The sequence below is a fragment of the Desulfobacteraceae bacterium genome, from assembly GCA_022340425.1.
Lineage (GTDB): Bacteria > Desulfobacterota > Desulfobacteria > Desulfobacterales > JAABRJ01 > JAABRJ01.
In genome coordinates this window covers 1-23,462 of the sequence record JAJDNY010000007.1, presented here as the reverse complement: position 1 = coordinate 23,462, position 23,462 = coordinate 1, and the positions used below count along the sequence as shown (strand labels likewise).

The 23,462-nt window shown below is 64.0% G+C and carries 25 protein-coding genes; 15 read left to right on the top strand and 10 right to left on the bottom strand.

The features are described from left to right. The 6 genes from LJE63_00685 to LJE63_00660 all read right to left on the bottom strand — a co-directional run. Positions 1-513 (bottom strand): flagellar motor protein (locus tag LJE63_00685; protein ID MCG6905108.1); only part of this gene is annotated, 513 nt, incomplete at its 3' end. 114 nt (positions 514-627) lie between these two features. Then, positions 628-1,449, bottom strand: a complete 822-nt coding sequence (locus tag LJE63_00680; GenBank protein ID MCG6905107.1) for a MotA/TolQ/ExbB proton channel family protein — start codon at positions 1,447-1,449, stop codon at positions 628-630. 538 nt (positions 1,450-1,987) lie between these two features. Then, positions 1,988-2,752: a succinate dehydrogenase/fumarate reductase iron-sulfur subunit gene (locus LJE63_00675; GenBank protein ID MCG6905106.1), complete on the bottom strand. Its 765-nt coding sequence runs from the start codon at positions 2,750-2,752 to the stop codon at positions 1,988-1,990. Beyond that, positions 2,749-4,662: a fumarate reductase/succinate dehydrogenase flavoprotein subunit gene (locus LJE63_00670; GenBank protein ID MCG6905105.1), complete on the bottom strand. Its 1,914-nt coding sequence runs from the start codon at positions 4,660-4,662 to the stop codon at positions 2,749-2,751. Before LJE63_00670 ends, LJE63_00675 begins: the two co-directional genes overlap by 4 nt. Before the next feature lie 12 nt (positions 4,663-4,674). Next, positions 4,675-5,316 carry a succinate dehydrogenase cytochrome b subunit gene (locus LJE63_00665; GenBank protein MCG6905104.1) on the bottom strand — a complete coding sequence of 214 codons (642 nt, stop codon included), beginning with the start codon at positions 5,314-5,316 and terminating at the stop codon, positions 4,675-4,677. A 64-nt stretch (positions 5,317-5,380) separates the two neighbouring features. After that, the gene (locus tag LJE63_00660) at positions 5,381-5,947 is read right to left on the bottom strand and encodes an HD domain-containing protein (protein ID MCG6905103.1); all 567 of its coding nucleotides are present in this window, start codon (positions 5,945-5,947) and stop codon (positions 5,381-5,383) included. A gap of 563 nt (positions 5,948-6,510) precedes the next feature. On the opposite strand from LJE63_00660, the gene LJE63_00655 reads away from it, so the two are divergent. From LJE63_00655 to LJE63_00605, 11 genes are all read left to right on the top strand, one after another. Further along, on the top strand, positions 6,511-7,248 hold the full coding sequence (locus LJE63_00655; GenBank protein ID MCG6905102.1) for a MotA/TolQ/ExbB proton channel family protein: 738 nt from the start codon (positions 6,511-6,513) through the stop codon (positions 7,246-7,248). Beyond that, on the top strand, positions 7,245-7,685 hold the full coding sequence (gene tolR / locus LJE63_00650) for a protein TolR (protein ID MCG6905101.1): 441 nt from the start codon (positions 7,245-7,247) through the stop codon (positions 7,683-7,685). Before LJE63_00655 ends, tolR begins: the two co-directional genes overlap by 4 nt. After that, a complete protein-coding gene (locus LJE63_00645) occupies positions 7,685-8,626 on the top strand; it encodes a TonB C-terminal domain-containing protein (GenBank protein MCG6905100.1) in 942 nt (313 codons plus the stop codon). Before tolR ends, LJE63_00645 begins: the two co-directional genes overlap by 1 nt. Positions 8,627-8,689: 63 nt before the next feature. After that, positions 8,690-10,012 carry a Tol-Pal system beta propeller repeat protein TolB gene (gene tolB / locus LJE63_00640; GenBank protein ID MCG6905099.1) on the top strand — a complete coding sequence of 441 codons (1,323 nt, stop codon included), beginning with the start codon at positions 8,690-8,692 and terminating at the stop codon, positions 10,010-10,012. Positions 10,013-10,055: 43 nt separating this feature from the next. Then, entirely contained in the window at positions 10,056-10,619 is a 564-nt protein-coding gene (gene pal, locus LJE63_00635; protein MCG6905098.1) for a peptidoglycan-associated lipoprotein Pal, read from the top strand. A gap of 155 nt (positions 10,620-10,774) precedes the next feature. Further along, positions 10,775-11,626 (top strand): tol-pal system protein YbgF, encoded by an 852-nt coding sequence (ybgF, locus tag LJE63_00630; GenBank protein MCG6905097.1) that lies wholly within the window; start codon positions 10,775-10,777, stop codon positions 11,624-11,626. 58 nt (positions 11,627-11,684) lie between these two features. After that, positions 11,685-12,194, top strand: coding sequence for a crossover junction endodeoxyribonuclease RuvC (locus LJE63_00625; GenBank protein ID MCG6905096.1), 510 nt, complete (start codon positions 11,685-11,687; stop codon positions 12,192-12,194). A gap of 24 nt (positions 12,195-12,218) precedes the next feature. Continuing rightward, the gene (locus tag LJE63_00620) at positions 12,219-12,836 is read left to right on the top strand and encodes a Holliday junction DNA helicase RuvA (protein ID MCG6905095.1); all 618 of its coding nucleotides are present in this window, start codon (positions 12,219-12,221) and stop codon (positions 12,834-12,836) included. 55 nt (positions 12,837-12,891) lie between these two features. Then, entirely contained in the window at positions 12,892-13,932 is a 1,041-nt protein-coding gene (ruvB, locus tag LJE63_00615; protein MCG6905094.1) for a Holliday junction branch migration DNA helicase RuvB, read from the top strand. Positions 13,933-13,946: 14 nt separating this feature from the next. Beyond that, the gene (locus LJE63_00610; protein ID MCG6905093.1) at positions 13,947-14,750 is read left to right on the top strand and encodes an SAM-dependent chlorinase/fluorinase; all 804 of its coding nucleotides are present in this window, start codon (positions 13,947-13,949) and stop codon (positions 14,748-14,750) included. A gap of 130 nt (positions 14,751-14,880) precedes the next feature. Then, a complete protein-coding gene (locus LJE63_00605) occupies positions 14,881-15,930 on the top strand; it encodes an SPOR domain-containing protein (protein ID MCG6905092.1) in 1,050 nt (349 codons plus the stop codon). Between the two features lie 37 nt (positions 15,931-15,967). Here LJE63_00605 and LJE63_00600 read toward each other — a convergent pair whose 3' ends face one another. Continuing rightward, a complete protein-coding gene (locus LJE63_00600) occupies positions 15,968-16,780 on the bottom strand; it encodes an endonuclease/exonuclease/phosphatase family protein (GenBank protein MCG6905091.1) in 813 nt (270 codons plus the stop codon). Positions 16,781-16,964: 184 nt separating this feature from the next. Between LJE63_00600 and rplM the strand changes: the two genes are divergently transcribed. Beyond that, complete coding sequence (gene rplM / locus LJE63_00595; protein MCG6905090.1) at positions 16,965-17,402, top strand: 50S ribosomal protein L13; 438 nt, start codon at positions 16,965-16,967, stop codon at positions 17,400-17,402. A 13-nt stretch (positions 17,403-17,415) separates the two neighbouring features. Then, positions 17,416-17,808, top strand: a complete 393-nt coding sequence (gene rpsI, locus LJE63_00590; protein MCG6905089.1) for a 30S ribosomal protein S9 — start codon at positions 17,416-17,418, stop codon at positions 17,806-17,808. Positions 17,809-17,948: 140 nt separating this feature from the next. Here the strand turns inward: rpsI and LJE63_00585 are convergent, their stop codons facing one another. Continuing rightward, complete coding sequence (locus tag LJE63_00585; protein MCG6905088.1) at positions 17,949-18,386, bottom strand: DnaJ domain-containing protein; 438 nt, start codon at positions 18,384-18,386, stop codon at positions 17,949-17,951. Between the two features lie 131 nt (positions 18,387-18,517). On the opposite strand from LJE63_00585, the gene LJE63_00580 reads away from it, so the two are divergent. Continuing rightward, complete coding sequence (locus tag LJE63_00580) at positions 18,518-19,771, top strand: CinA family nicotinamide mononucleotide deamidase-related protein (protein MCG6905087.1); 1,254 nt, start codon at positions 18,518-18,520, stop codon at positions 19,769-19,771. 7 nt (positions 19,772-19,778) lie between these two features. Here LJE63_00580 and LJE63_00575 read toward each other — a convergent pair whose 3' ends face one another. Then, on the bottom strand, positions 19,779-20,990 hold the full coding sequence (locus LJE63_00575) for an HDOD domain-containing protein (GenBank protein MCG6905086.1): 1,212 nt from the start codon (positions 20,988-20,990) through the stop codon (positions 19,779-19,781). Between the two features lie 77 nt (positions 20,991-21,067). Between LJE63_00575 and LJE63_00570 the strand changes: the two genes are divergently transcribed. Beyond that, positions 21,068-22,324, top strand: a complete 1,257-nt coding sequence (locus LJE63_00570) for an amidohydrolase family protein (protein MCG6905085.1) — start codon at positions 21,068-21,070, stop codon at positions 22,322-22,324. Between the two features lie 56 nt (positions 22,325-22,380). Here the strand turns inward: LJE63_00570 and LJE63_00565 are convergent. Continuing rightward, a partial coding sequence (locus LJE63_00565) for a hypothetical protein (protein ID MCG6905084.1) occupies positions 22,381-23,462 on the bottom strand: 1,082 nt, incomplete at its 5' end.

The following is a 23,462-nucleotide window of genomic DNA, read 5'->3' as shown; positions in this document are numbered from 1 at the left end:
GAGGATCTTGTAGATTTTTTTCATCATGTGGAGTCCCTCCTCGCTCATCTGGGCCCGGCCCGCCGGAAATAGCAATAGATCCGATATGGTGATGGTGGCCCCGCTGCCGTTTTCAACGACCCGCACCTTGCCCCCCAGCTGATTGAACATGATCAGTTCGTGGACCTCCGAGACGATCGCGTCCAGCTCTTTCTGCACCATCCCGCCGGCCTCGTCCACGGCCTGGAGGCGGGGCGTTTCCTCGGGGGCCTGGTGCATGACCAGGCCTTCGCGGGTGCCGGCCTCGGGCACCATCTGGACCCCCAGGGCGCTTCTCAGCGACTGGATGAGTTCCTTGAAGGAATCCTGCTGGGTCGAACTCATGGCGAAGAGCAGGACGAAAAAGGCGAAAAGCAGGGTAACCATGTCGGCATAGGTGGCCATCCAGCCGGCCCCCTCGACGGGCACATCCTCCTCATCCTCGTGGTGTTCGCTGTCGGCTCGGGCACTGTCCGTGTCTCTGAACGCTTGCACCGAGGCCTGCTGTAAGTCCTGTTCCGCCATTAGCTGCCTTTGGGTGGGGGCCGCAGCGCCCCGATTGAGGTGGGCTTAACCTGCGCCGCAGCCCGAGAAGCATGCGGGCCCGTCTCAGCCTTCATTCTTGGCCAATTCCTTGGTTTTTTCAGGGCCCTTTTCGCCGTTTTTCTTGCTCCCCGACAGGTAGACGGTCAGCTTGTCCTCCATCAGGCGCGGGTGCTCGCCTTCACGGATGGAAAGGACCCCTTCGCGCAGCAGGTTGAGATTCAGGGTCTCCTCCGCGCTGCGGCGTTTGAGCTTGGCCGACATGGGCAGGAAAAAGAGGTTGGAAACCAGTGCGCCGTAGAAGGTGGTGATCATGGCGACCGCCATCTTGGGCCCAATGGTGGAGGGGTCGTCCAGGGTGGCCAGCATCTGAACCAGGCCGATCAAAGTACCCACCATGCCGAAGGCCGGTGAATACGCCCCCATGGTGGCGAACATCTCCCAGCCCACCTTGTGTTGCTTCTGTAAAAGGGAGATCTCCTTCTGCATGATGCCGGCGATGTCGGTCGTATTGACGCCGTCCACCGTCATCTGTAGCGACTTGGCCAAAAAGGGTTCCTTGATCTCCGCAATCGCGCCTTCGATGGAGAGCAGGCCCCCTTTGCGGGCCTTGTTGGCGATCTCTACCAGCTGCTGGATCAATGCTTCCGGCTTGGATTGCTTGAACATGAACACCCTGAGGAAGAGGCCGATTACCGAGAGGAACTCTTTCAGCGGGTAGGCGATCAGGGTGGCCGCCAGCGTGCCGCCGCCGACGATCATAATGGAGGGGAGATTGACGAACAATCCCAGGCCGCTTCCCATGAGAATCGAGGCAACGATCAGGGAAATGCCGGACACCACGCCGATGATGGTCGCAAAATCCATTGGGGCCCATTCGCGTTTCAAGACGATTTCTTCGCCGGGGTCCGGATTTGCCGCCGAATCAAAATCCGGCGCCATTTTGGGGGGTCATTTTCTTTCGTGACCCTTAAATCGCGGACCCATGCCAACCCGTGCCCGGCGGTGGCCGCCCGTCTGAACCACCGGAGCCTCGCCTTGGGACCGCAAACTGGCCGGAAGGTCAGTCCGACAGAGGATTGTGGGAGGCGGTAAGATGCTGCCGACGCTCCGTTCGCAGGTTTCTGCGCCCAAAGGCAGCCGATCTCCCAACCGCGGGGGCGGTGGCAGGTCCGGGGTCAGCACGGGTTTGGTGTGATTTTCCTATCGACCGACAGGTTTTGGAGCTTGAGGGGTCCGACGCCTTGGGGGGTGCCGCGGGAATTCTGCAATGCGGGCGGGTGGGTCAGCAGAAAAGGCAGCCGCGCAAATCCTCGGCTGCCTTTCGGCCTTTCTCACAACCCGCCTGTCCGGAGGCGTATTCTTTTGAGGACCGCGGCGGCCGGATGGCTCACCGGTCGCCGCCACAATCGCCCCGCCAGCCGGCTCACTGGACCGCAGAGCCGAAGCTGGCCTTGAAGAACTCGCGGTTGAGACGGGCGATGTTGGTGATCGAAATCTCCTTGGGGCACTCCGCCTCGCACTCGCGTTCGTTGGAACAGTTTCCGAAACCGGCCTTGTCCGCCGTGCAGAGCATGGCGATGGCCCGCCGCGCAGCCTCGGGTTTACCCTGGGGCAGCAGGGCCAGCTGGGACACCTTGGCGCCCACGAAAAGCATCGCCGAGGCGTTGGGGCACGCCGCCACGCAGGCGCCGCAGCCGATGCAGGCCGCGGCGTCCATGGCCTTGTCGGCCACCTCCTGGGGGATGGGAATGGCGTTGGCATCCTGGGCGCCGCCGACATTGACCGAAATGTATCCGCCGGCCTGGATGATCTTGTCCAGCGCCCCGCGGTCCACGGCCAGGTCGCGAATGATGGGAAACGCCCGCGAGCGCCAGGGCTCCACCACCACCGTGTCGCCGTCTGAAAAGTGGCGCATGTGGAGCTGGCACAGGGTGGTGCCTTTTTCGGGCCCGTGCGGGCGGCCGTTGATCACCGCCCCGCAACTGCCGCAGATGCCCTCGCGGCAGTCGTGGTCGAAGGCGATCGGGTCTTTGCCGTCCAGGGTGAGCTGCTCGTTGACAACGTCAATCATCTCCAGAAAGGACATGTCGGTGGAGATGTTGTTGGCGTGATAGGTCTCGAGTTTGCCTTTGACATGGGGTCCCTTCTGACGCCAGACCTTGAGGGTCAGATTGATGGTCTTGGTCACTTGTAGCTCCTTTGCGAAAGATGGACGTTTTCAAACTCCAGCGGCTCCTTATGAAATTCCGGTTCCTGGCCTTCGCCCCTGAATTCCCAGGCGGCGACGTGGCAGAAGTTCTCGTCGTCGCGCAGGGCTTCGTTTTCCGGGGTCTGAAAGGCTTCGTTGAAGTGGCCGCCGCAGGATTCCTGGCGCGCCCGGGCATCGATGAGCATCAGCTCACCGAATTCCAGAAAGTCCGCCACCCGTCCGGCGCGCTCGAGGCTCTGGTTGAACTCGCCGTTTTCGCCGGGGACCTTGACGTTTTCCCAGAATTCGGCGCGCAGCTTCTGGATCATGCCGCGGGCGACCTCCAGCCCGGCGTTGGTGCGCGCCATGCCGCAGTAGTCCCACATGATGTTGCCGAGTTCGCGATGGAAATCATCCACCGTGCGGCGGCCGTTGATGGACAGGAGCTTGGAAATGCGGGCGTTCACCGCCTGGGTGGCCGTCTTGAAAGCCGGATCGGCGGTGGTCACTTCCCGCTGCGGGGTGCCGGCCAGATACCCGCCGATGGTGTATGGAATGACGAAATAGCCGTCGGCCAGGCCCTGCATCAGGGCGCTGGCGCCGAGGCGGTTGGCGCCGTGGTCCGAAAAATTGGCCTCGCCCAGCACGAACAAGCCCGGAACGGTGCTCATCAGGTTGTAGTCGACCCACAGGCCGCCCATGGTGTAATGCACCGCCGGGTAGATCATCATGGGGGTTTCGTAGGGGTTGTCGGCGGTGATCTTTTCGTACATCTGAAAGAGATTGCCGTATTTCTTCTCGATCACGTTCCTGCCGTCGCGCTTGATGGCATCGGCGAAATCCAGATAGACCGCCAGGCGGGTTTCCCCCACGCCCTTGCCGCTGTCGCACTGCTCCTTGGCATTGCGCGAGGCCACGTCCCGGGGGACGAGGTTACCGAAGCTGGGGTACTTGCGCTCCAGGAAGTAGTCGCGCTCGTCTTCGGGGATATCCGCGGGACGCCGGGTGTCGCCGGCCTTTTTGGGCACCCAGACCCGCCCGTCGTTGCGCAGGCTTTCGCTCATCAGGGTCAGTTTGGACTGGTAGGTGCCGTGGACCGGGATGCAGGTGGGGTGGATCTGGGTGAAGCAGGGGTTGGCGAAGAAGGCCCCCTTCTTGTAGGCCCGGTAGGCCGCGGTGACATTGGAGCCCATGGCGTTGGTGGAAAGGAAAAAAACGTTGCCGTAGCCGCCGGTGGCCAGGACGACGGCATTCGCGGCGTGGGTTTCAATTTCGCCGCTGATCAGGTTGCGCACCACGATGCCGCGTGCCTGACCGTCGACGATGACCACATCCAGCATTTCCCGCCGGGGGAACATCGTCACCTTGCCGGCCGCGACCTGGCGCGCCAGCGAGCTGTAGGCGCCCAGCAGCAGCTGCTGCCCCGTCTGGCCGCGGGCGTAGAAGGTGCGTGAGACCTGGGCCCCGCCGAAGCTGCGGTTGGCCAGGAGCCCGCCGTATTCCCGGGCGAAAGGGATCCCCTGGGCCACGCAGTGGTCGATGATGTTGTTGCTGACCTGGGCCAGGCGGTAGACGTTGGCCTCGCGGGCGCGGAAGTCGCCGCCCTTGATGGTGTCGTAGAAAAGCCGCCAGATGCTGTCGCCGTCGTTGGGGTAGTTTTTGGCGGCGTTGATCCCGCCCTGGGCGGCGATGCTGTGGGCCCGGCGCGGGCTGTCCTGAAAACAGAAGGTTTTGACGTTGTAGCCCAACTCCGCCAGGGTGGCGGATGCCGACCCACCGGCAAGCCCCGTGCCGACGACGATGATGTCGAATTTGCGTTTGTTGGCGGGGTTGACCAGTTTGAGTTCAAAACGGTGTCGGTCCCACTTCTGCGCCAGGGGGCCATCCGGAATTTTAGCGTCAAGCTGCATGATCTTTCCTTTCTATGAGAAAAGCGAAATATAGACGGGCAGAAATCCGAAGCCGATCCCGAAAATTACGCTGATCGCAATGCTGACCGTCATGATTGCGGGCATGTATTTGGGGTGGTTGGCGCCCAGGCTCTGAAAGGCGCTCCATAACCCGTGGCTGACATGCAGCGCCACGATCACCATGGCCACGACGTAAATTAAGACATAAACCGGGCTTTTAAACGCGTCGGAGACAATTTGGAAGATGGTGGTGTCGGTTTTATCCACGAAATGGAAGTTGAGCAGGTGAAAGATCACGAATAGCAGCACCAGAAAGCCGGTATACGGCATGGTGGCCGAGCCGATGGTGCGCCCGCCGCCGCATTTGTTGACCTTGTAGCGCTCGGGACGCGCCTTGAGGTTCTCATAGAAGAGAACCGCCCCGGTGGCGATGTGGATCACCGCAAAGAGCAGCAGTCCCAGTTCGGCGGCGGTCACGAGCGGCCCCAGGGCATGGAGGTGGGCGGCATAGCTGTTGAAGGCGTCCTTTCCGCCGTAGATCGTGAGATTGCCGGCCAGGTGTCCCACCAGGAAGCTGATGAAGCCCAATCCGGTGAGGGCCATCAACAATTTTTTCCCGATGGATGATCCAAGCGTGTTGATCAACCAGTTCATCGTGACCTCCATTTGGTTAAAGATTTAATTTGGCCGCTGGGAACTGAACAAAAAAAAATTCCTATTAACTTCGTTTGGGGCTGTCAACATAATTTTTGAGCCACCAGGCGTCCCAGTCGGTCCGCAGAATACTGTCCGCCATGGCTTTGCCGGTGTCGGTGCGCAGCCGCTGGACGACGTGCGCGATCCACTTCTGGGGCGTGCGGTAGCCCACATCGGCCAGCGCCTTGAGGTCCAGGATAAACGATAGCTGGTCGGCGTCGTGGGCCAAGCGGGCCTCGGGGGTCTGGTTGGCGTTGAATTCCGCCAGCAGGACGTCGATGGCGGGACCGAAGGGCAGCGCGGCGACGGTGTCGGCGAGGGCCTGGTGCTCCCGGGCGGTTACGTAGCATTTCTGGACGCTGTTGAGATCCCCGGTGCGGGCCTCGGGCAGGTCGTGCAGCAGGCACATGCCCATCAGGCGCAGGCTGTCGACATCCGGGTTAAGCTGCGCCATGACAAAGCCGATCATGGTGGTGATGTAGACGTGTTCGGCGACGCTCTCGCGGCCGTTGCCCAGGAACTGGTAGCCCGAGCGCGGCAGCGCCTTCAGCATGCGGGCCTCGAAGAGGAAGTTGGCGATCGGATCCATCGGCGGTGATACCTTGAGGTGACGCGGCCACGGGCCGCTTCGGGACATGATGAGGGGCGGGCGGTTGCAGGCGGGTCCGGTACGCGGCGGCGGGAAGCCCTCATCCAGTGGGTTCCGGAAAAATAAAAAATATAAAATATCAGGAACCGGGCCGATAGGCAATAGCGCTGTTGACTTGCCGCACGCCAAACGCCTTGACAGCGCCGTCAACGTCGTATAAATCGGAAAAAATCCTGATCCGGCGCCCCTCGGAGAAAGGGTGCGCCGCGATGCGGCAGCCTGAATTCCCCGACAGCCTCGCGACCGGCTGCCCCGGCGTCCCGAGTGACTTTTTCCCCTGCAGACCCCAATCGCGAAAAAGACCGGCAGGCAGCAGACCCCTGCGGCCATCGCCGGGATGCCCGGCGCGGCGGACGGCATAACGGGTGTCCGCCTTTCAGCCGTCGCCCCAAGGGGTCGCGATGACGCCCCGTCCCCGGCGGGGCGGTCCCCGCAGTGGGCGTTGGTAAACCGATCGCGCGGCCTTTTGGACCCCCAAACATCCTTTGCATAGTGGAGCAACGATGATTCCCCAAGACTTCGACCTGATCCAGATGATCAGCAATGCCGGCCCGATGGTAAAGTTTGTGCTGCTCCTGCTGCTTTTCTTTTCCATCGCCACCTGGTCCATCATTGTGATCAAATACCGTTACATCCGCCGGGCCTTTCAGCAGAGCGCGGCCTTTATCGACTTCTTCTGGAAAAGTCGCGATCTCTCGGATGCCTTCAAGAAGGCCAAGACCCTCAGCGGCAGTCCGATCGCGCGGGTCTTCCGGATCGGCTACGTGGAGCTTAAGAAGATCAGCCAGGCGGCGGGTCCGGAACCCGGGGGCGCCTCGGATGCGGATGACGGCCAGGGGCAGATCACCATGCAGTTTGCCGGCACCAGCAACGTCAATCGCGCCCTGCGGCGCGCCATCAACACCGAAACCACGCGGATGTCCCAATTGGTCCCGTTTCTGGCGACGGCCGGCAACACCACCCCGTTTATCGGTCTTTTCGGGACGGTTTGGGGCATCATGGGCTCCTTTCACGGCATCGGTCTGCGGGGCTCCGCCAGCCTCGCCGTTGTCGCCCCCGGGATCTCCGAGGCCCTCGTGGCCACGGCGGCCGGCCTGGCGGTGGCCATCCCGGCGGTGATCGGATTCAACTATTTCACCCAGAAAATTCGCACCATCGAGTCCGAGCTGCAGAGCTTCGCGGCCGATTTTCTGAATATCGTCGAGCGCGACATTCTGCGCATCGAGAGGAGGCGGGGATGAATGCCGGCGGCAGCGACAGCGGTCTGATGTCCGAAATCAACGTGACGCCCTTCGTGGACGTCATGCTGGTCTTGCTGATCATTTTCATGGTGACCGCACCGATGATGGTCCAGGGGGTGGATGTCTCCCTGCCCGAGGCCAGCTCGGCGCCCCTGCAGTCCGATCAGGAGCACCTGGTGATCACGGTGGACAAAAATCAGCAGGTGTTCATCAACGAACTGCAGGTCGAGATGGACTTTCTGCAGCAAAAACTGCTCAAAATACTGGAGGGGCGCGAGGACCGGCAGGTGTTTCTCAAGGCCGACCGGGACATCGCCTACGGCATCGTCGTGCGGGTAATGGCCGAGGTCAAGGCGGCCGGGGTCGAAAAGCTCGGCATGATCACCATGCCGCTCTCCCCGGATGAGAAGGCCGCCGCGCCCGAAAAAGGAAGTTGATGGACGAGCGGTCCGATTTCCAACACCATCTTTTGGGCGGGGGGCGCGCTGAGCGCCCCGCCTGGGGGCTGCCCCTTGTCCTTTCGCTGCTGTGCCATTTTTTCCTGTTTGCGGCCCTAGTTTTCGCCCCCGCGCCGAAATCGCGCCCGTCGTTCTCCCCGCCGGTGATCAACGTCGACCTGGTGAGCCTGGCCGAGCCCCAGGGGGGCGGGGGGGCCGCCGTCGCCCCCGAAAAGGATCCGGCGCCGGTCCCGAAAGCCCCCGAACCGGTCAAAAGCGCCCCTCCCAAGACCATAACCGCCAAGGTGGCCCCCAAACCGGAAATCAGGGTCCCCGAGCCCGAGGCCCCGGCGCCGGCACCCCCCGTCACGGCGACGGCGGCACCCGAGCCGCCCAAGCCCAAGGCCTCGCTCAAGCGCCAAACCTTCCAGTCGGAGAAGGTCATAGACAGCGCCCTGGCGAAAATCGAAAAGGCGGTGGAAGCCAACCGCCCCGACCCGTTGGCGGCCGCCTTCGAACGCCTGCGCCAACAGGTGGACAAAAGCCCCGCCCCGGGGGCCGGCGAGAAGGCCGGCGACGGCGGCGCGCCGACCGCGGGTCAGGGCAAAAGCGGGCCTCCGGGCGGCGGCGGGGGCGGGGAAGTGTCGGACCTGAAGGACATCTACCGCGTTGAAATCGCCTACCGGGTCCAGAAAAACTGGGCCTTCTCGGAGCAGCTGGCCGGCAGCAACAAGAACATTCGGGCCAGCCTGGTCTTCAAAGTGATGCCCAACGGCGAAATCCGCGACATCTTTTTCACCGATCGCTCGGGCAACGCCTATCTGGACGATTCGGCCTACAAGGCCGTCGTGAAATCCAACCCCGTCGATCCGCACCCCGCCGGCCTCAGGGCCGCCTATGTGGAGGTGGGGCTGCGCTTCGGCCCCGAAGGCCTGCGCTAGCTTTTTCACAGCGTTCCAGGAGCGCCCTGGCGCATCACGCATCATAGGAGTTTGACTGCCCTTATGGCCCCCATCCGCTTGCACCTGTTGGCCACGGCCCTGCTGGCATGCCTGCTGGCCCTTGCGGGGGTTGCGCGTGCCGACTATGACTACATCGACATCACCAACCCGTTTCTGCGCAAGATCCCCATGGCCGTTCCGGACTTCAAGGCGGTGGGCGGCCACCCGGCCGAACGCCAGGCGGCCGCCCAGGCCGCCGAACAGCTGGCCGGAGCGCTGGAGTTTACCGGCTATTTCAAGATCCTGGATAGCGGCGCCTTTCTGGTCAAGCCCGAAACGATGGGGATCATCGCCCCCAACATCAAATTTCAGGACTGGACCGCCATCGGTGCGGAGTTGCTCGTGACCGGCGGCCTGTCGCTGAAAGACCAATACATCGAAATGGAACTGCGTCTTTTCGACACCTTCAAGTCCCAGCTGTTGATCGGCAAGCGCTACAAGGGCCTGGTCGGCGACCAGCGGCGGATGGTTCACCGCTTCTGCGGCGAGGTGATCTTCGCGCTCACCGGCAACCGCGGCATTTTCGACAGCCGGATCGCATTTGTCTCAAACGGCCCGGGCAACAAGGAAATCTTCACAGCCGATTTCGACGGTCACGACCCCCAGCAGGTGACCCACAACAAGGCCATCACACTCTCGCCGGACTGGTCGTCGGACGGCAAGTGGTTGGCTTACACCTCCTACCGCAAAGGCAAGCCGGATATTTATATCCGCAACTTGGTCCAGCGCCGGGGCAGCCTCGTCGATCGCCCGGGGCTCAATGCGACCCCGGCCTGGGCACCCGATAAATTCGAGCTGGCCGCAACGCTTTCCTTTTCCGGCGACCCGGAAATTTATCTGTTGACCGGCGCTGGAAAAATCATTAAAAGGGTGACGGTGAGTAAAGGCATAGACATCTCGCCGGTCTGGTCGCCGGACGGCCGCAAGCTGGCCTTTGTCTCCAACCGCTCCGGAACCCCCCAGATACACGTGCAGGACCTGGTCAGCGGACGCGAAGAAAGACTCACCTTCGAGGGGCGTTACAACACCACCCCCAGCTGGTCGCCCCAGGGCGACCGGATCGCTTACTCGTCCGCCGAGGATGGGGGGTTTAATATCTACGTCATTGACTTGGGAACTAGAAAAAGGCTCCAGCTGACGCGCAACACCGGGAACAATGAATCCCCGTCCTGGTCCCCGGATGGCAGCCTGGTCGTTTTCAGTTCAAACCGCGAAGGCCCCTACCGGATCTATGTCATGACCGGCTACGGTACCGATCAACGCCGGTTGCTGGCCCTTCCGGGGGAGCAGACCAACCCCAAGTGGTCGCGCAGAATCGTAAATTGAAGGTCAACCGCTTTTACTGCGATATGCAAAAGGAGGAGGTCGGATGAAAAGAAGAATGTGGCTGATGGTGGCGCTCTTGATGCTGCTGCCGATGGCGCTGATGATGAGCGCTTGCGCCAAGAGCGGGGTCACCTCCGCAACCCAGGCCGATCAGGCCGCGCTGGACGCCGAGCGCACCCGCCAGGAAGAGCTGGCACGGCAGCGGGCCCTGGAGGAGGAGCGCCTCCAGCAGGAGCAGCTGCTCTCCCAGCAGGCGATGGACGCCGAGCGCAGCCGTTTCATGAACGAGAACATCTACTTCGAGTTCGATAAATCCCGGCTGCTGCCGGAAGCCCAGGAAATACTCAGAAACAAGGCCGACTGGATGAGGGCCAACCCCAACGTCACGGCCATCATCGAAGGCCACACCGACGAACGCGGCACCACCGAGTACAACCTCGCGCTGGGGGAGCGCCGCGCCGAGTCCGCCAAGTCCTTTCTGGTGGATCTGGGCATCTCCCCCTCCCGGCTGACCACCATCAGCTACGGCGAGGAGCGCCCGATCGATCCCCGCAGCAACGAGGAAGCCTGGGCCAAGAACCGGCGGGCCCAATTCGTCATCGAATAAAATTTGCTCTCCGCCGTTGATCCCCTTCGACGGCCGCCGAGCGTGTGAACGGCAGATGGGCTTACCCGTCTGCCGCGTGCCTTCTGGCCCCTTACCCGCCTTCGGGCGGGTAAGCTTTTTCGGCAACCGCACCGGTTTATCGGAACAAACCTGCCATGAGAACCCTACCCGTCGTTTTATTGGTTTTGACAACCCTGGCCACCGGCTGCGCCACGCAGCAGGACGTGATCACCCTGGATCGCCGGCTGGCCTCGGTGGAACGCCGCAATGCCGTTCTGGAAAAGCAGAGCCGGGAGCTTGAAGACACCCGCCAGAGCCTGGAATCCAAGGATTCCGAAATCAAGAGTCAGGCGGCGAGCCTGCGGGTCAGCATCGAGAACCTCGAAGAGGAACTGCGCGTGTTGAGCGGGCGGCTGGAAGAGGTGGAGTTCAAAACCGCCCAGAAGCTGGGCGAGGCGGAAAGCGACATCCAGCAGCGCGGGCAGAAAGCGGCCAGCCTGGAAGGCAAGCTGCTCGGCCTGGAGGACCGCATCCGGCAGCTTGAAGCCTACCTCAACCTGGACGCCGCCGCCGCCACTGGCGCCAAGCCGGCTGCTTCCCCCGCCCCGGCCGGCGAGGCCGCTGCGGCGCCCACGGGCGAAAAAGAGCGCTACGCCGCCGCGCGGGCCGCCTTTGAACAGGGGGACTTTGCCAAGGCCCGCGGCCTGTTTGAAAAGCTGGTGGCCGACTTCCCCGACTCGCCCCAGGCCAACAGCGCCCAGTTTTGGGTGGGGGAAACCTATTACCGCGAAAAATGGTTCGAAAAGGCCATTCTGGAATACCAGAAGGTCGTCGAAAAGTACCCCAAAGGCAACAAGCTGCCGGCCGCCCTGCTCAAGCAGGGGTTCGCCTTCAGCAACCTCGGCGACAATGCCAACGCACGCTTGATCCTGGAGTCCCTGATTCAGAAGTACCCTGACAGCAGTGAAGCCGGGATCGCCGCCAATACACTCCAGGGGATGAAGTGAGCCGGCACGGCAGGCCGCTTACAACCCGGGGCTGCCCCGGGCCTCGGCTTTAATCGCGATGGTGAAGGTCATCGGGATCGATCCGGGTCTGGCGGCCACCGGTGTGGGGATTGTGGTCGGCCGGGGGTTGGCCGTGGCGGGCTACTCCTGCGGCATGATCCGGACGGACAAGACCCTGGCGACGGCGGCGCGCCTGGAAGCGCTCTTCGAGCGGTTGGGCCGGGTGCTGGCGGACGAGCGGCCGGACCTGATGGTGGTCGAGGATGTCTACTCTCTCAACAAGTTCCCCAAGTCGGGGATTGTCCTGGGAAAAGTCATCGGCGTGATCCTGCTGGCGGCCTGCCGCAGCGGCCTGCCGGTGGCTGAAGTGCCGGTGCGGGAGGCCAAGATGGTGCTCACCGGCAGCGGCAACGCCGGCAAAGATCAGCTCGAACGGGCGGTCCGGCATCAGCTGAAGTTGACCGCGCCCATTCGGCCCGACCACCTTTCGGATGCCTTGGCGTTGGCCCTGATCGGCCTTTTTCGCTACGAACAGACCCTCAAGGGGTGTCGGACGCCGACCGGTTGATCTCCAGCAGCCCACCAGGTGGACATGATCGGATATCTCGAGGGCAGGCTTCTCAATCGCGGTGAAGAGCGGATACTGCTGCTGGCCAACCAGGTGGGCTACGAGGTCATGCTGCCGGCGGTGGTCATGGACGCGATCAAGGGCAAGGCGCTGGGGGAGAGCCTTTGCCTCTACATCTTCCACTACCAGACCGAACGCCAGCCCAAACCGGTCCTGATCGGCTTCACGATGGAGGCCGAGCGGGAGTTTTTTCAACTGTTCATTTCGGTCGAGGCCATCGGTCCGCTCAAGGCGGTCAAGGCGCTCAATCTCCCGGTGGGCCAGATCGCCAGGGCTATCGAGGCGCGCGATGTGGCGACGTTGAAGAACCTCAGGGGCATCGGAGAACGCACCGCGCGCAAGATCATCGCCACCCTGGAAGGTAAAATGGGCAAGTTCGCCCTGATCCGCTCCCCCGGAGAAGTTATGGCCCCGGCTGCCGAGGATTTCCAGCAGCAGGTGGTCGATGTGCTGATCAGCCAGTTGGGCTACGGCCGCGCCGATGCTCGCGCGATGGTGGTGGCCGCGATGAAACGCAACCGGGCGATCGCCACCCCGGAAGAACTCTTCGAGGAGGTTTACCGCGGCGCCCAGGAGGGCTGAAACGCGCCCCGCCTGCGGCCGGCGCCCCGCCTCCGCTCACCCCGGTGAATGCACCATGGCAAATGACGTTATCACCCAGCGCGGTGAGGTCCAGGGAATCCTCTCCAAGTCGCCGCTGCCCATCGACCGCGAGCCGGAAATCCTCTCGCTGCGGCCGGAGCGCCTGGCGGACTATGTGGGACAGCTCGAGGCGGTGGAGACCCTCCAAATCGCAATCGAAGCCGCCAGCCTGCGGCACGAACCGTTGGAGCACGTCCTGTTCCACGGGCCCCCGGGGCTGGGCAAAACCACCCTGGCCCACATTATCGCCAACGAGATGGGGGGCGAGTTGACGGTCACCTCCGGGCCGGCCTTGGAAAAGGGCGGGGACCTGATCGGCATTCTGACCCACCTGGAGGAAAACGACGTCCTCTTCATCGACGAGATCCACCGGGTCCCCAAGTCGGTGGAAGAGTTCCTCTACCCGGCGATGGAGGACTTCGCGGTGGATTTCATTTTCGACAAAGGGGCTCATGCCCGCAGTCACCGCTTTCGCCTGAAGCGCTTCACCCTCGTGGGGGCCACCACCCGCGTGGGGCTCCTTTCGGCCCCCCTGCGGGACCGCTTCGGCATTTTTCGCAGCCTGGATTTTTACGCCGAAGCCGACCTCGTCAAGATCGTCCAGCGTTCCGCGGCGCTGCTGGAGGTCGAAATCGATCACGGCGGGGCGGCCGAACTCGCCCGGCGCTGCCGGGGCACGCCGCGGATCGTCAACCGCCTCCTGAAGCGCGTTCGGGACTATGCCCAGGTGCGGGCCGACGGGGTCATCAGCCGTGCCAACGTGACCGCCGCCCTGGCCCTGGAAGGGGTCGACGAAAAGGGGCTGACGCCGCTTGACCGGCGCTATCTGAAAACCATCGTCCGCTATTACAACGGCGGGCCGGTGGGAATCGAGGCGATTGCCGCCACCCTGCAGGAGGAGGGCGATACCCTGGTGGACGTGGTGGAGCCCTATCTGCTTAAGATAGGTTATATCATGCGGACCTCAGCGGGGCGCAAAACCTCCGAAAGCGCTCACCGGCATCTGGGGGTCCCCGTTCAGAAATCGCTTTTCTAACGGACCCTGAACCCATGCGCCTGATCAGCCTGCTGACCGATTTCGGCACCCGGGACGAGTACGTGGGGGTCGTCAAAGGGGTTATCCTGGCCCGCAAACCCAACGCGGTGGTGGTGGATATCTCCCACATGCTGGACCCCCAGGACGTGCCCGGCGCGGCCCTGATGCTCAAGGCCGCCTACCCCTACTTTCCGCAATCCACGCTGCACGTGGTGGTGGTGGACCCAGGGGTCGGCAGCCAGCGGGCGGTGGTGATCCTTTCTCTGGAGGACGGGCCGCTTTTTCTCGCGCCCGACAACGGTGTTTTGAGCGCCGTTTTGCAGGACCCCCGGCCGAAGGCGGTCGTGCGGGTCGAAAACGCCGCCTTTTTCCTGGAGCCGATCAGCCGGACCTTTCACGGTCGCGATATTTTTGCACCGGTGGCGGCCGCCGTGGCCGACGGGATGTCCCTGAAACGCCTGGGACCGCCCATGGCGGCCGGTGACCTGGTGCGCATCGATCTGCCCTCGGCGCGCCCGGACGGGGCCGATGCCGTCAGCGGCGTCGTTGTTGCAGTGGATCGTTTCGGCAACCTGATCACCAATATTGACGCGGGTCTGCTGGGGGCTGCGGTCCATTCGCAGCTGGAGGTGGAGATCGGGGGGCAGCGCATCCAGGGCCTCGTCAGCAGTTACGCGGCCGCCGCGTCCCACCGGCCGGTGGCCCTGATCGGCAGCCGCGCCACCCTGGAGATCGCCGTCAACTGCGGCAACGCCGCCGAAACCCTGGCCGTCGGCAGGGGCGCGGCGGTGCGCGTGGCCTGGCCGGCCGGGGCCTGAACATCACTGAGACTTGGGAAAAATGGACGTCACTCCCCCGCCAGCCTCTCCGCCGCCGCCCCCCAACCGGTGGGCCTTCGCTCCGGATGAAAGGTCGAACCACTCCCCGGCTTGGCGCCGCTGGCGGCTCGTGCTGCTCGGCCTGACAGCCGCCCTGGTGGTCCTGGCGGCCGTCGCCGTGGTTCTCGCGGTGCTTTTGGTCCGGAGCTTCCACCAGAAGCAGCAGCTCCTGGGGGAGCTGCAGGCGGCGCGCGTGACCTTTCGGGACCTGCGCGACCAGAAGGATGTCCTGATGGCGCGGTTGGTCGCCATCCAAGGCCCCCAGGAGGTTCTTGAAGGCGCTGCCGATGGTGCCCGCGACCTCCCGGCGGCGGAAGCGGCCCCCGCCGGGCAGCCGGTGGTTGCCGCTCAAACGGCTCCGGCAGGGATCACGGAGCCCCCGCCGCCGCTCCTGGAGGTGGCGGACTTCAGCGTTAGCCCGGAAGCCGACAGCCGCGGCCTGGAGATCCGATTTAAAATCGTCAACACGGGAAACAGCGGTGGCCCGCTTGCCGGCTACAGCTTTGTCTACTTGAAGCCCGGCGAGGCCGGCCCCGAACGCTGGCGGGTGCTGCCCGCCGCGGCGCTGGTGGACGGCAAACCGGCCGATGTAAAGCAGGGGCAGTATTTTTCCATCGCCCACCACATTTATCAAACCTTCCGGGCCGAAGCGGTGGAGGCCCCGGAACGCTTGAAAGCGGCAACGGTGGCCGTCTTTGAAAAAAACGGCCGGATCCTCCTGCAGCGGGATTTCGATCTGGATCTGACGGCCTGGCCGGGAGCCGGGGCCCCGGCCGCGGGGCGGGTCCAAAGCGCCGCCGAACCCTTGCCGCTGACGGTCGGCCAACCTGCGGCCCACGACCCGGCCGCGGCCTGGCCCAAGGCCTTGCCTTACAGCATTCACACGGATTCCTTCACCCGGCGCGCCCGGGCCGAAAAGCGAGCCCACGCCCTGGCCGAGATGGCCTACGACAGTTTCGTGCTGGCCGCCTGGGTCCCCGGCAAGGGAAGCTACTACCGGGTGTTCGTGGGCCGTTTTAGCGATCGCGCGGGGGCCGGCCGGGTGCTGCAAGAGATGCAGACCCGCCGGGCGGCCCCGCCCGACAGCCGCATCGTGGCGCGCTCCTGGGCGCTGCCCTGAGTCTGCGGGGCGGACCGGCGGCCGGTTCAAGGCCTGCTCAGTCGTTTTGGGGTTTTGGGTGGGGTTGCCAGCGGAAGACCGCCCGTAGCGGGTAGTGGTCGGACGGATAACGGCCCTCGAAGCGTTCCTCGATAACCCGGCAGGTTTCCGGTGCCAGCCCGCCGCGGTAAAGAATCCAGTCGATGTGCCGGCCGCTGCGGCCGCCCTTGAAACCGTGAAACGTGGCGGGAAAGGGAGGGCTGCAAACATTCCGGAAAGCGGGGCCGCCTTCGGTGCCGGTTTCCGGCCCGCCGCCGGTGAAAACCCGGTAACAGGGCCGGGAGGGGTCGGCGTTGAAATCGCCCAGCAGGAGGCTTGCCTGGGATGCCGGCAGCTGGGCCAGGCGCTGGAGGATGATCCGGGCGCTGCGCACCTGGATGTCGTCTTCGAAGTCGAAATGGGTGTTGATACACGCCAGCCTGCGCGATCCGCTCTGGAAGACCCCCAGGGTGCACTGCCGCGGCCAGCGGCTGTCCGGGAAGCGGCTGGGGATGCCGGGGGTGGCGCTGAGGAAGAAATGCTCGCGGTGAACGCAGCGCCACGCGCGGTGGTAGAAGATCAGGTTGTTTTGCCAGAAGGGCGGGGCCGGCTGGCGCTGGCCGATCAGGCGGTGGGCGCTGAGGAGGGTCTGCAGAAAATCGGCCTGGAAGTGGTTGACCTCCTGAAACCCCATAAAATCGGCCTGGAAATTCCGCAAAAGGGCGCCCACGGACCGGCGTCGAAACTCCCAGCCGTTGGCGCCGTCGTCCGCGAGGCCGAAACGCAGGTTGAAGGTCATCACCGAAAGCCTGTCGGGATTGGTGCCGCCCATGGGTAGGGGCTCCTTTTGGAGGCTGCCGCTGGATCGCAGCTTTTAAAGCGAAGCCTAACCCCAACGGCGGACCGCTGTCAAGGCGGGGCGACGGCGGGGTGTTGTGCGCCCGGGCTGTTTTTCCCTTGACATCGGCGGCGAATTTATTTATCAAATCCGGATTCTTTCAACAGGAGCTTGAATCGTGAAAAAATACACCTACAGTGCCAAGAGGGCCGACAATCAGGAGAAGTGGTACGTGGTCAACGCCCAGGACGCCGTTCTGGGGCGGCTTGCCACATCGGTCGCCGCCCGTCTGCGGGGCAAACACAACCCGCTTTTCACCCCCCACGCGGACACCGGTGATTGGATCGTGGTCGTCAATGCCGACAAGATCCGACTCACCGGACGCAAGTGGGACCAGAAAAACTACTATCGCCACAGCGGCTACATGGGGGGGCTGAAGACCATCACGGCCCGTAAACTCCTGGAAAAACGTCCGGAAGACCTGATCCGTTTCGCCGTCAAGGGGATGCTACCCAAAAACCGGCTGGGCCGTCAGCTGTTTAAAAAGCTCAAGGTCTACGCCGGCAGCCAGCATCCCCACGAGGCCCAGCAGCCCGAAGTTTTGGAATTTTCTTAGAAGGGTGAATCGAATGGAAAAAGAAGTTTACTACGCCACCGGAAAACGCAAAACCTCCATCGCCCGGACGTGGATAATGCCCGGCACGGGGCAGATCACGGTCAACGACCGCCCGCTGGAAGATTATTTCAAACTGCAATCCGCCCGCAAGACCCTCGCCCAACCGTTTGAAGCCACCAACACCCTCGGGGCCTACGATGTCAAGATCCGGGTCCTGGGCGGCGGCACCAGCGGCCAAGCCGGCGCCATCCGCCACGGCATCACGCGCGCGCTGCTGGTTGCCAATCCCGAGTTCCGCAAGCTGCTCAAGCGCGCCGGGTTCATCAGACGCGATCCCCGGGCCAAAGAGCGCAAAAAGTACGGCCAACGGGGCGCCCGCGCCCGCTTCCAGTTCTCCAAGCGCTGATATCGCAGCCGGTTCGCGAAGATTACATGGGGGGCGTTTTACGCCCCCTTTTCTCGTTGGCTACGGATTTGCCGCCGTTTGGGGGGTTTTTGCCGGCATGCAGCAGCGCTTCCCCAAAGGCTTTTGATCGCCTTTCCCGCCTACACCTGCCCCGCGTCTTTGAGCGACTGATACGCGCTCTGAATGTCCTTGAATTTTTTTTCGGCCAACTGGCGAAACTCCTCCCCGAGGTGCTGCAGCTTGTCCGGATGGTAGCGGTTGACCAGGCGCCGGTAGGCCGCCTTGATGTCCTCGGCCGGTGCGCCCGGCCTCACCCCCAGCACCGCAAAAGGATCGGCGGACCTTGACGGCTGCCCGGCGGCGGAATCCGACCGCTGCTGCTCGAAGCGTTCGTCGCTCTGGTGGCCGTCCGGGTTGCCGGCGCTCCGGTCGCTGATCCAGTTCTTGAGGAGGAAGTGCCACAGGAGCCAGAGGATCAAAAGATCGTCCAGCCAGCCCCACCCGATGAAAAAATCCGAAAAAAGATCCACCGGCGAGACCAGGTAAACCAATCCCAAAATGATGAGCCAAAACCGCATCCGGCTACTCCCAGTTACAGGGATCTTCCCGGCGGGACCCTTGCCTCCGGGGGTGAAACCCAGTATAGGGAGGATTCCAGGGGGCGTCAACCCGCATCCGGCGGCAGAGGCCCGATGCCCAGGGAGCCGACATGCAAGCAGAAATTCTGGCCACCGGCGAGGAAATCCGGACGGGCGCCGTCCTCGACAGTAATTCCGCCCATATTGCGCGGCGGTTGGAGCAGGAGGGCCTGACGGTGGTCCGGCACCTCTGCGTGGGGGACGATCTGGCGCTTTTGGCGGCGACCCTGAAGGAAATCGGCGTTCGGGCCGAGGTGGCGGTGGTTACCGGGGGACTGGGGCCCACGGTTGATGACCTCAGCGCGGCCGCCGCCGCCCGCGCGGCCGGTGTCGCGACCGTGCTCAACCCCGAAGCGCTGGCGGCGGTGCAACGCTTTCTGCAAGCTCTGGGCATCCCGCTGAGCCCCTCCCAGCGCAAACAGGCGCTGCTGCCCGAAGGGGCGGACTGGCTGGCCAACCCCGTCGGCAGCGCCCCGGGGTTTGAGATGGTCATCGGCCGCTGCCGGTTTTTCTTCCTGCCGGGGGTCCCCCACGAAATGCGCCGCATGCTGGCCGAGCAGGTGCTGCCCCGCCTGCACCGCCTGCTGCCGGCAGCTCGCGAGCGTCATCTGACCCACACCGTCTCCGTCTTCGGCGAAACCGAGGCGGCGGTGGGGGATCGGCTGGCGCCTTTGCCTGAAAAATTCCCGGGCGTCCGGCTTGGCCTGCGGGCCGACTTTCCCCAGATTCAGGTCAAGCTCTACCTCAGCGGCGCTGCTGGCAGGGATCTCGACCAGCACCTGGCCGCTGCCGCCGGCTGGGTGCGGGAGCGGTTGGGGCCGGCTGTCTTCTCCGAGGGCGGGGAGGCGATGGAAACGGTGGTCGGGCGGCTTCTGCTGGCCCGCAAGGCCACCCTGGCGGTGGCCGAAAGCTGCACCGGCGGGCTGATCTGCCACTGGCTGACCAACGTTCCCGGCAGTTCGGGCTTTTTTCTATTCGGGGGGGTGACCTACGCCAACAGCGCCAAGAGCGGGGTGCTGGGGGTCGATGGTCAGACCCTGGCGCGGGTGGGTGCGGTCCATGAGGAGACCGCGCGCGAGATGGCCGTCGGGGTGCGGCGGGTGGCCGGCGCCACCTACGGGCTGGCCACCAGCGGCATCGCCGGGCCGGATGGCGGCAGCCCCGAGAAGCCGGTGGGCACGGTCTGTATCGGTCTGGCCGGGCCGCAGGCTGCGAATGCCTTCCGGTTCCGGTTTACCTCCGGCCGGCGCCTGGCCAACAAGACGCGTTTCGCCATGAAAGCACTGGACCTTCTGCGCTGCGCGCTGCTGGAAGCCGCCGTTTGAGAACGGGCTAGGGTGCATCCAGGGCCTGGGCCCAGGCGAGGGTTTCGCGGTAAAGCGGGGGCAGGGTCTCCTCGGGGATGCCCACCCGCCCGCAGAGCTCCGAAAGCGCCTGCCAGCCGCCGCGTTCATAGGCGATGACCAGCTGCAGGACCTCTCCCAACGGACCGTTTTGCCCCACCAGGGCCTCCTTGATGCTTTGGCTGAAGGGCAGCTTTTGCAGGACGTTTTCCATGCTGTCGTCCATGATGGCGTCGATCAGCGAGAAAAGTCCCACGGTGAAGAGTTCCCCGGCGTTTTCGCTCAGTTTCAGCCGGCTTCCCAGGAGTTCACAGAAGCGGGCGCGGATGGCCGAGAGGTTCGCCAGTTCCTGGGGTTTGCCCTTGGCCAGCTTGGCCATGGCCATGAGGGAGACGAAGCGGCGGATCCCGACTTCGCCCAGCAGCAGGATGGCCTGCTTGATGGCGGTGATCTCCTGCAGGCGGCGGAAGTAGGCCGAGTTGATGTAGCGTAGGAGTTTGTAGGAAACGGTGATGTCGCGCTTGATATGGTTTTCGATCTGGTCGAAATCCAGTTCCCGGCCCTGGACGGCGGCCATCAGCCGCAGCAGGTGAATCTCGGGGGTGGAGAGGGTGCGGCCTTGGATGACCTCGGGGCGCGCGAAAAAATAGCCCTGGAAGTACTGGAAGCCCATGTCGCGCCCGCGCTTGAACTCCTCGTAAGTTTCGACCTTCTCGGCCAGCATGCGCTTTTTGTCACGTTTGAGCAGGTTGAAGTAGGCGCTGATGCGCTCGGGGCTGGTGTTGCGGAAATCGATCTTGACGATCTCGGAAAGGGCGATCAGGGGTTTGAGCTCGGCCCGGTAGACAAAATCGTCCAGGGCAATGGTGAACCCCTTTTGGGCGATTTCCTGGCAGGCGGCCACGACCTCCGCCTCGGGGCTTACGTCCTCGAGAATTTCCACGACCGTGATTTCGCGGGGGAAGAGCAGCGGAATGCGGTTGACCAGGTGGTTGCGGGTGAAGTTGACAAACGCCTTCTTGATGCCGGTGTAGGTGTAGATGTCGCTGGTCAGAAAGGTGCTGGAGAGCAGCTCCGAGGTGGCCGTATCGCCGCTGACATCCGTGGGGAAGGTCAGGGCGCCGTCCCGGAAGAGCAGTTCGTAACCGAAAAGGTTCAGGTTTTTATCGAAAATCGGTTGCCGGGCGACATGGCCGTGCATCGCGTATGCCTCTGCAGAGCGGGGGTCAGGCGCTTGGGTGAGCGTCGAAGAGTCTCAATAAATGAAGGTCTCGGCTTTTGTCAAACAATAAAAAATTAGCCTCCGGCGGCGCGCGCGGGGTGGTCGCCGGTTGGCTGATCGACGGCAGCGGGCAGCCGGCCCGGCGCAACCTGCGGCTGGAGATCGTGAACGGGCGCTTTGGCGCCATCCAGCCCCTGGCTGGCGGTGGGGCCGACGCGGCCGCCGATCTTGATTTCAGCGATTGCACCCTGATGCCCGCCCTGGTGGACAGCCATGTCCATCTCTTCATGTCCGGCACGCCCGATCCGCTCATCCGCGAGCACCAGTTGACCGCCGGCTACGAAGATATGCGGCCGGTGATTCTCCACCACCTGCGCCAGCATTTGGCCGCCGGTGTGCTGGCCGTCCGAGACGGGGGCGACCGCCAGGGCCATGCCCTGCGTTTCAGGGACGAAGCCCCGGCGGCCGCACCGGGGGCCCTGCGGCTGCGGGTGGCCGGCGTCGCCTGGCACGCCCCGGGACGGTACGGCCGGCTGATCGCCCGCCCGGCGGTCGTTGCCGGTTCCCTGGGAGAATCCCTTGAAGCCGCCCTGGATCTGGCTGGGCGGCGAGGGCAGCGGCTGCCCGACCATGTCAAGATCGTCAATTCGGGGCTCAACAGCCTGGTCTGCTTCGGGCGCGAGACCCCGCCGCAGTTTCAGCTGGAGGAATTGCGCGCGGCCGTGCGGGCCGCCCACCGGCGGGGGCTGAAGGTCATGGTGCACGCCAATGGGGCGCTGCCGGTGGGGCTGGCCCTGGCGGCCGGATGCGATTCCATCGAACACGGGTTTTTCATGGGTACCGAGAACCTGGCACAAATGGCGGCCGGCACCGCGGTCTGGGTGCCCACGGCGGTGACCATGCAGGCCTACGCCCGCAGCCTGGACCCCGCTTCGCGCGAGGCCGGGGGGGCGCTGCGCAATCTGGAGCACCAGCTGGTGCAGCTGCAGACCGCGCGCGCCCTCGGCGTGACGGTGGCCCTGGGGACCGACGCCGGTAGTTTGGGGGTTCATCACGGCCGGGCGCTGCGCGAAGAAATGGGGATTCTGATGACGGCCGGTTTCAGCGTCGAGGAGGCGGTGCGCTGCGCCACAATCAACGGTGCCCGGCTGCTGGGGTTGCCTGACGCCGGGCCGATCGGCCCGGGCGCGGCGGCGACCTTCATCGCGGTCAAGGGCGGCCCGCGGGAGCTTCCCGCGAGCTTGGCGCAGGTAGCGGGGCGCTTCTGCGACGGCCTGCGGCTGGCCCCTGAGGAATTCATCTGCGCGCCCTGAGTTTGGCGCTTTTTCCGAACGCAAGAAAGCACCCCGGGGGCCGCCGGGGAAGCCGTTCAGAGGCGCGGCGGCTCTTGCGCTTCGGGTTCGTCCTTTTTTCGGTTGAGCCAGAGGCGCCGCCTGCGGATCACGCGCATCAGCGGGTCGATCAGCGGCCTGGGTGGGCGGGGCTTGGCGCGCAGGATTTCCTCCAGCGAAAGGTGGGGGTCTTTTTCGGGGTTGCGCAGGTAGCGCCGGATGGCTTCCACCCGGTGGACGAGTTCCTGCTCCAGCTGGCTGCGCAGCGCCGTCTTGAGCTCCAGAATACGCTGCTTGACGCTTTCGTCGGGCTTTTTGCCCTGGTATTTGTTGATTTTGTAGTGGATGCGGATGTCGATCAGCTCCAGCAGTTTTTCCTCATAGTCCGGCCCCAGCCAGACCACTTCCGGCACCAGGTCGCCGAAATTGCTGACCCCCAGGATGTCCTTGTCCTGGGACCAGTAGCTCATCAAAAAATCGGGCTCCAGGTCCTTGTAGTTCTGCAGCGGCATGTACATCCGGCGCAGGTGCAGCAGCACTTTTTCGGCTTTCTTCTTGTGCCCGCCGATGATCACGCTGCCGCCCACCTCGCCCTTCTTGATCCCCTTGGTCCAGGGGGCGCCGGTGATGCCGAAGTCGTGGTAGACCGCGATGTGCAGCAGGGCCGAGAGGGTGTTGATCGCCAGGGCGTAGCCCGCCGATGGGCCGCCGACGTTGTAGGAGGCCGAAAGCAGCTGGTGGTGAATGGTGTATTTGTCCAGGAACTCGCCCAGCAGTTTGGGCATGCTGATGGCCGGGGTGAGCTCCTGGAGGTAGTTTTTGACCATCGTGAGCGCCTCCTTGGCCGACTGCTGGGTCATCTGGACCGCCATGTCCAGTTCGGCCGCCGCGGCCGCCGAACTGGAGACCGCGCCGGTGACCAGTACATTTTCGGGGTCGATGCTGTAGGTCAGGCTGGTGGCGATGGGCAGCAGCATCCCGCTGACGTCGTTGGCCCCCACCCCGACGATGAACCCGATCTGGGGCTCCTGGCTCAGCTCCGCCTCGAGAAACTCATCCAGCTGAACCTTGCCTTTTCTGACCGGGCTCTGGGAGATTTCAAGACGCGCGGAATGAAGGT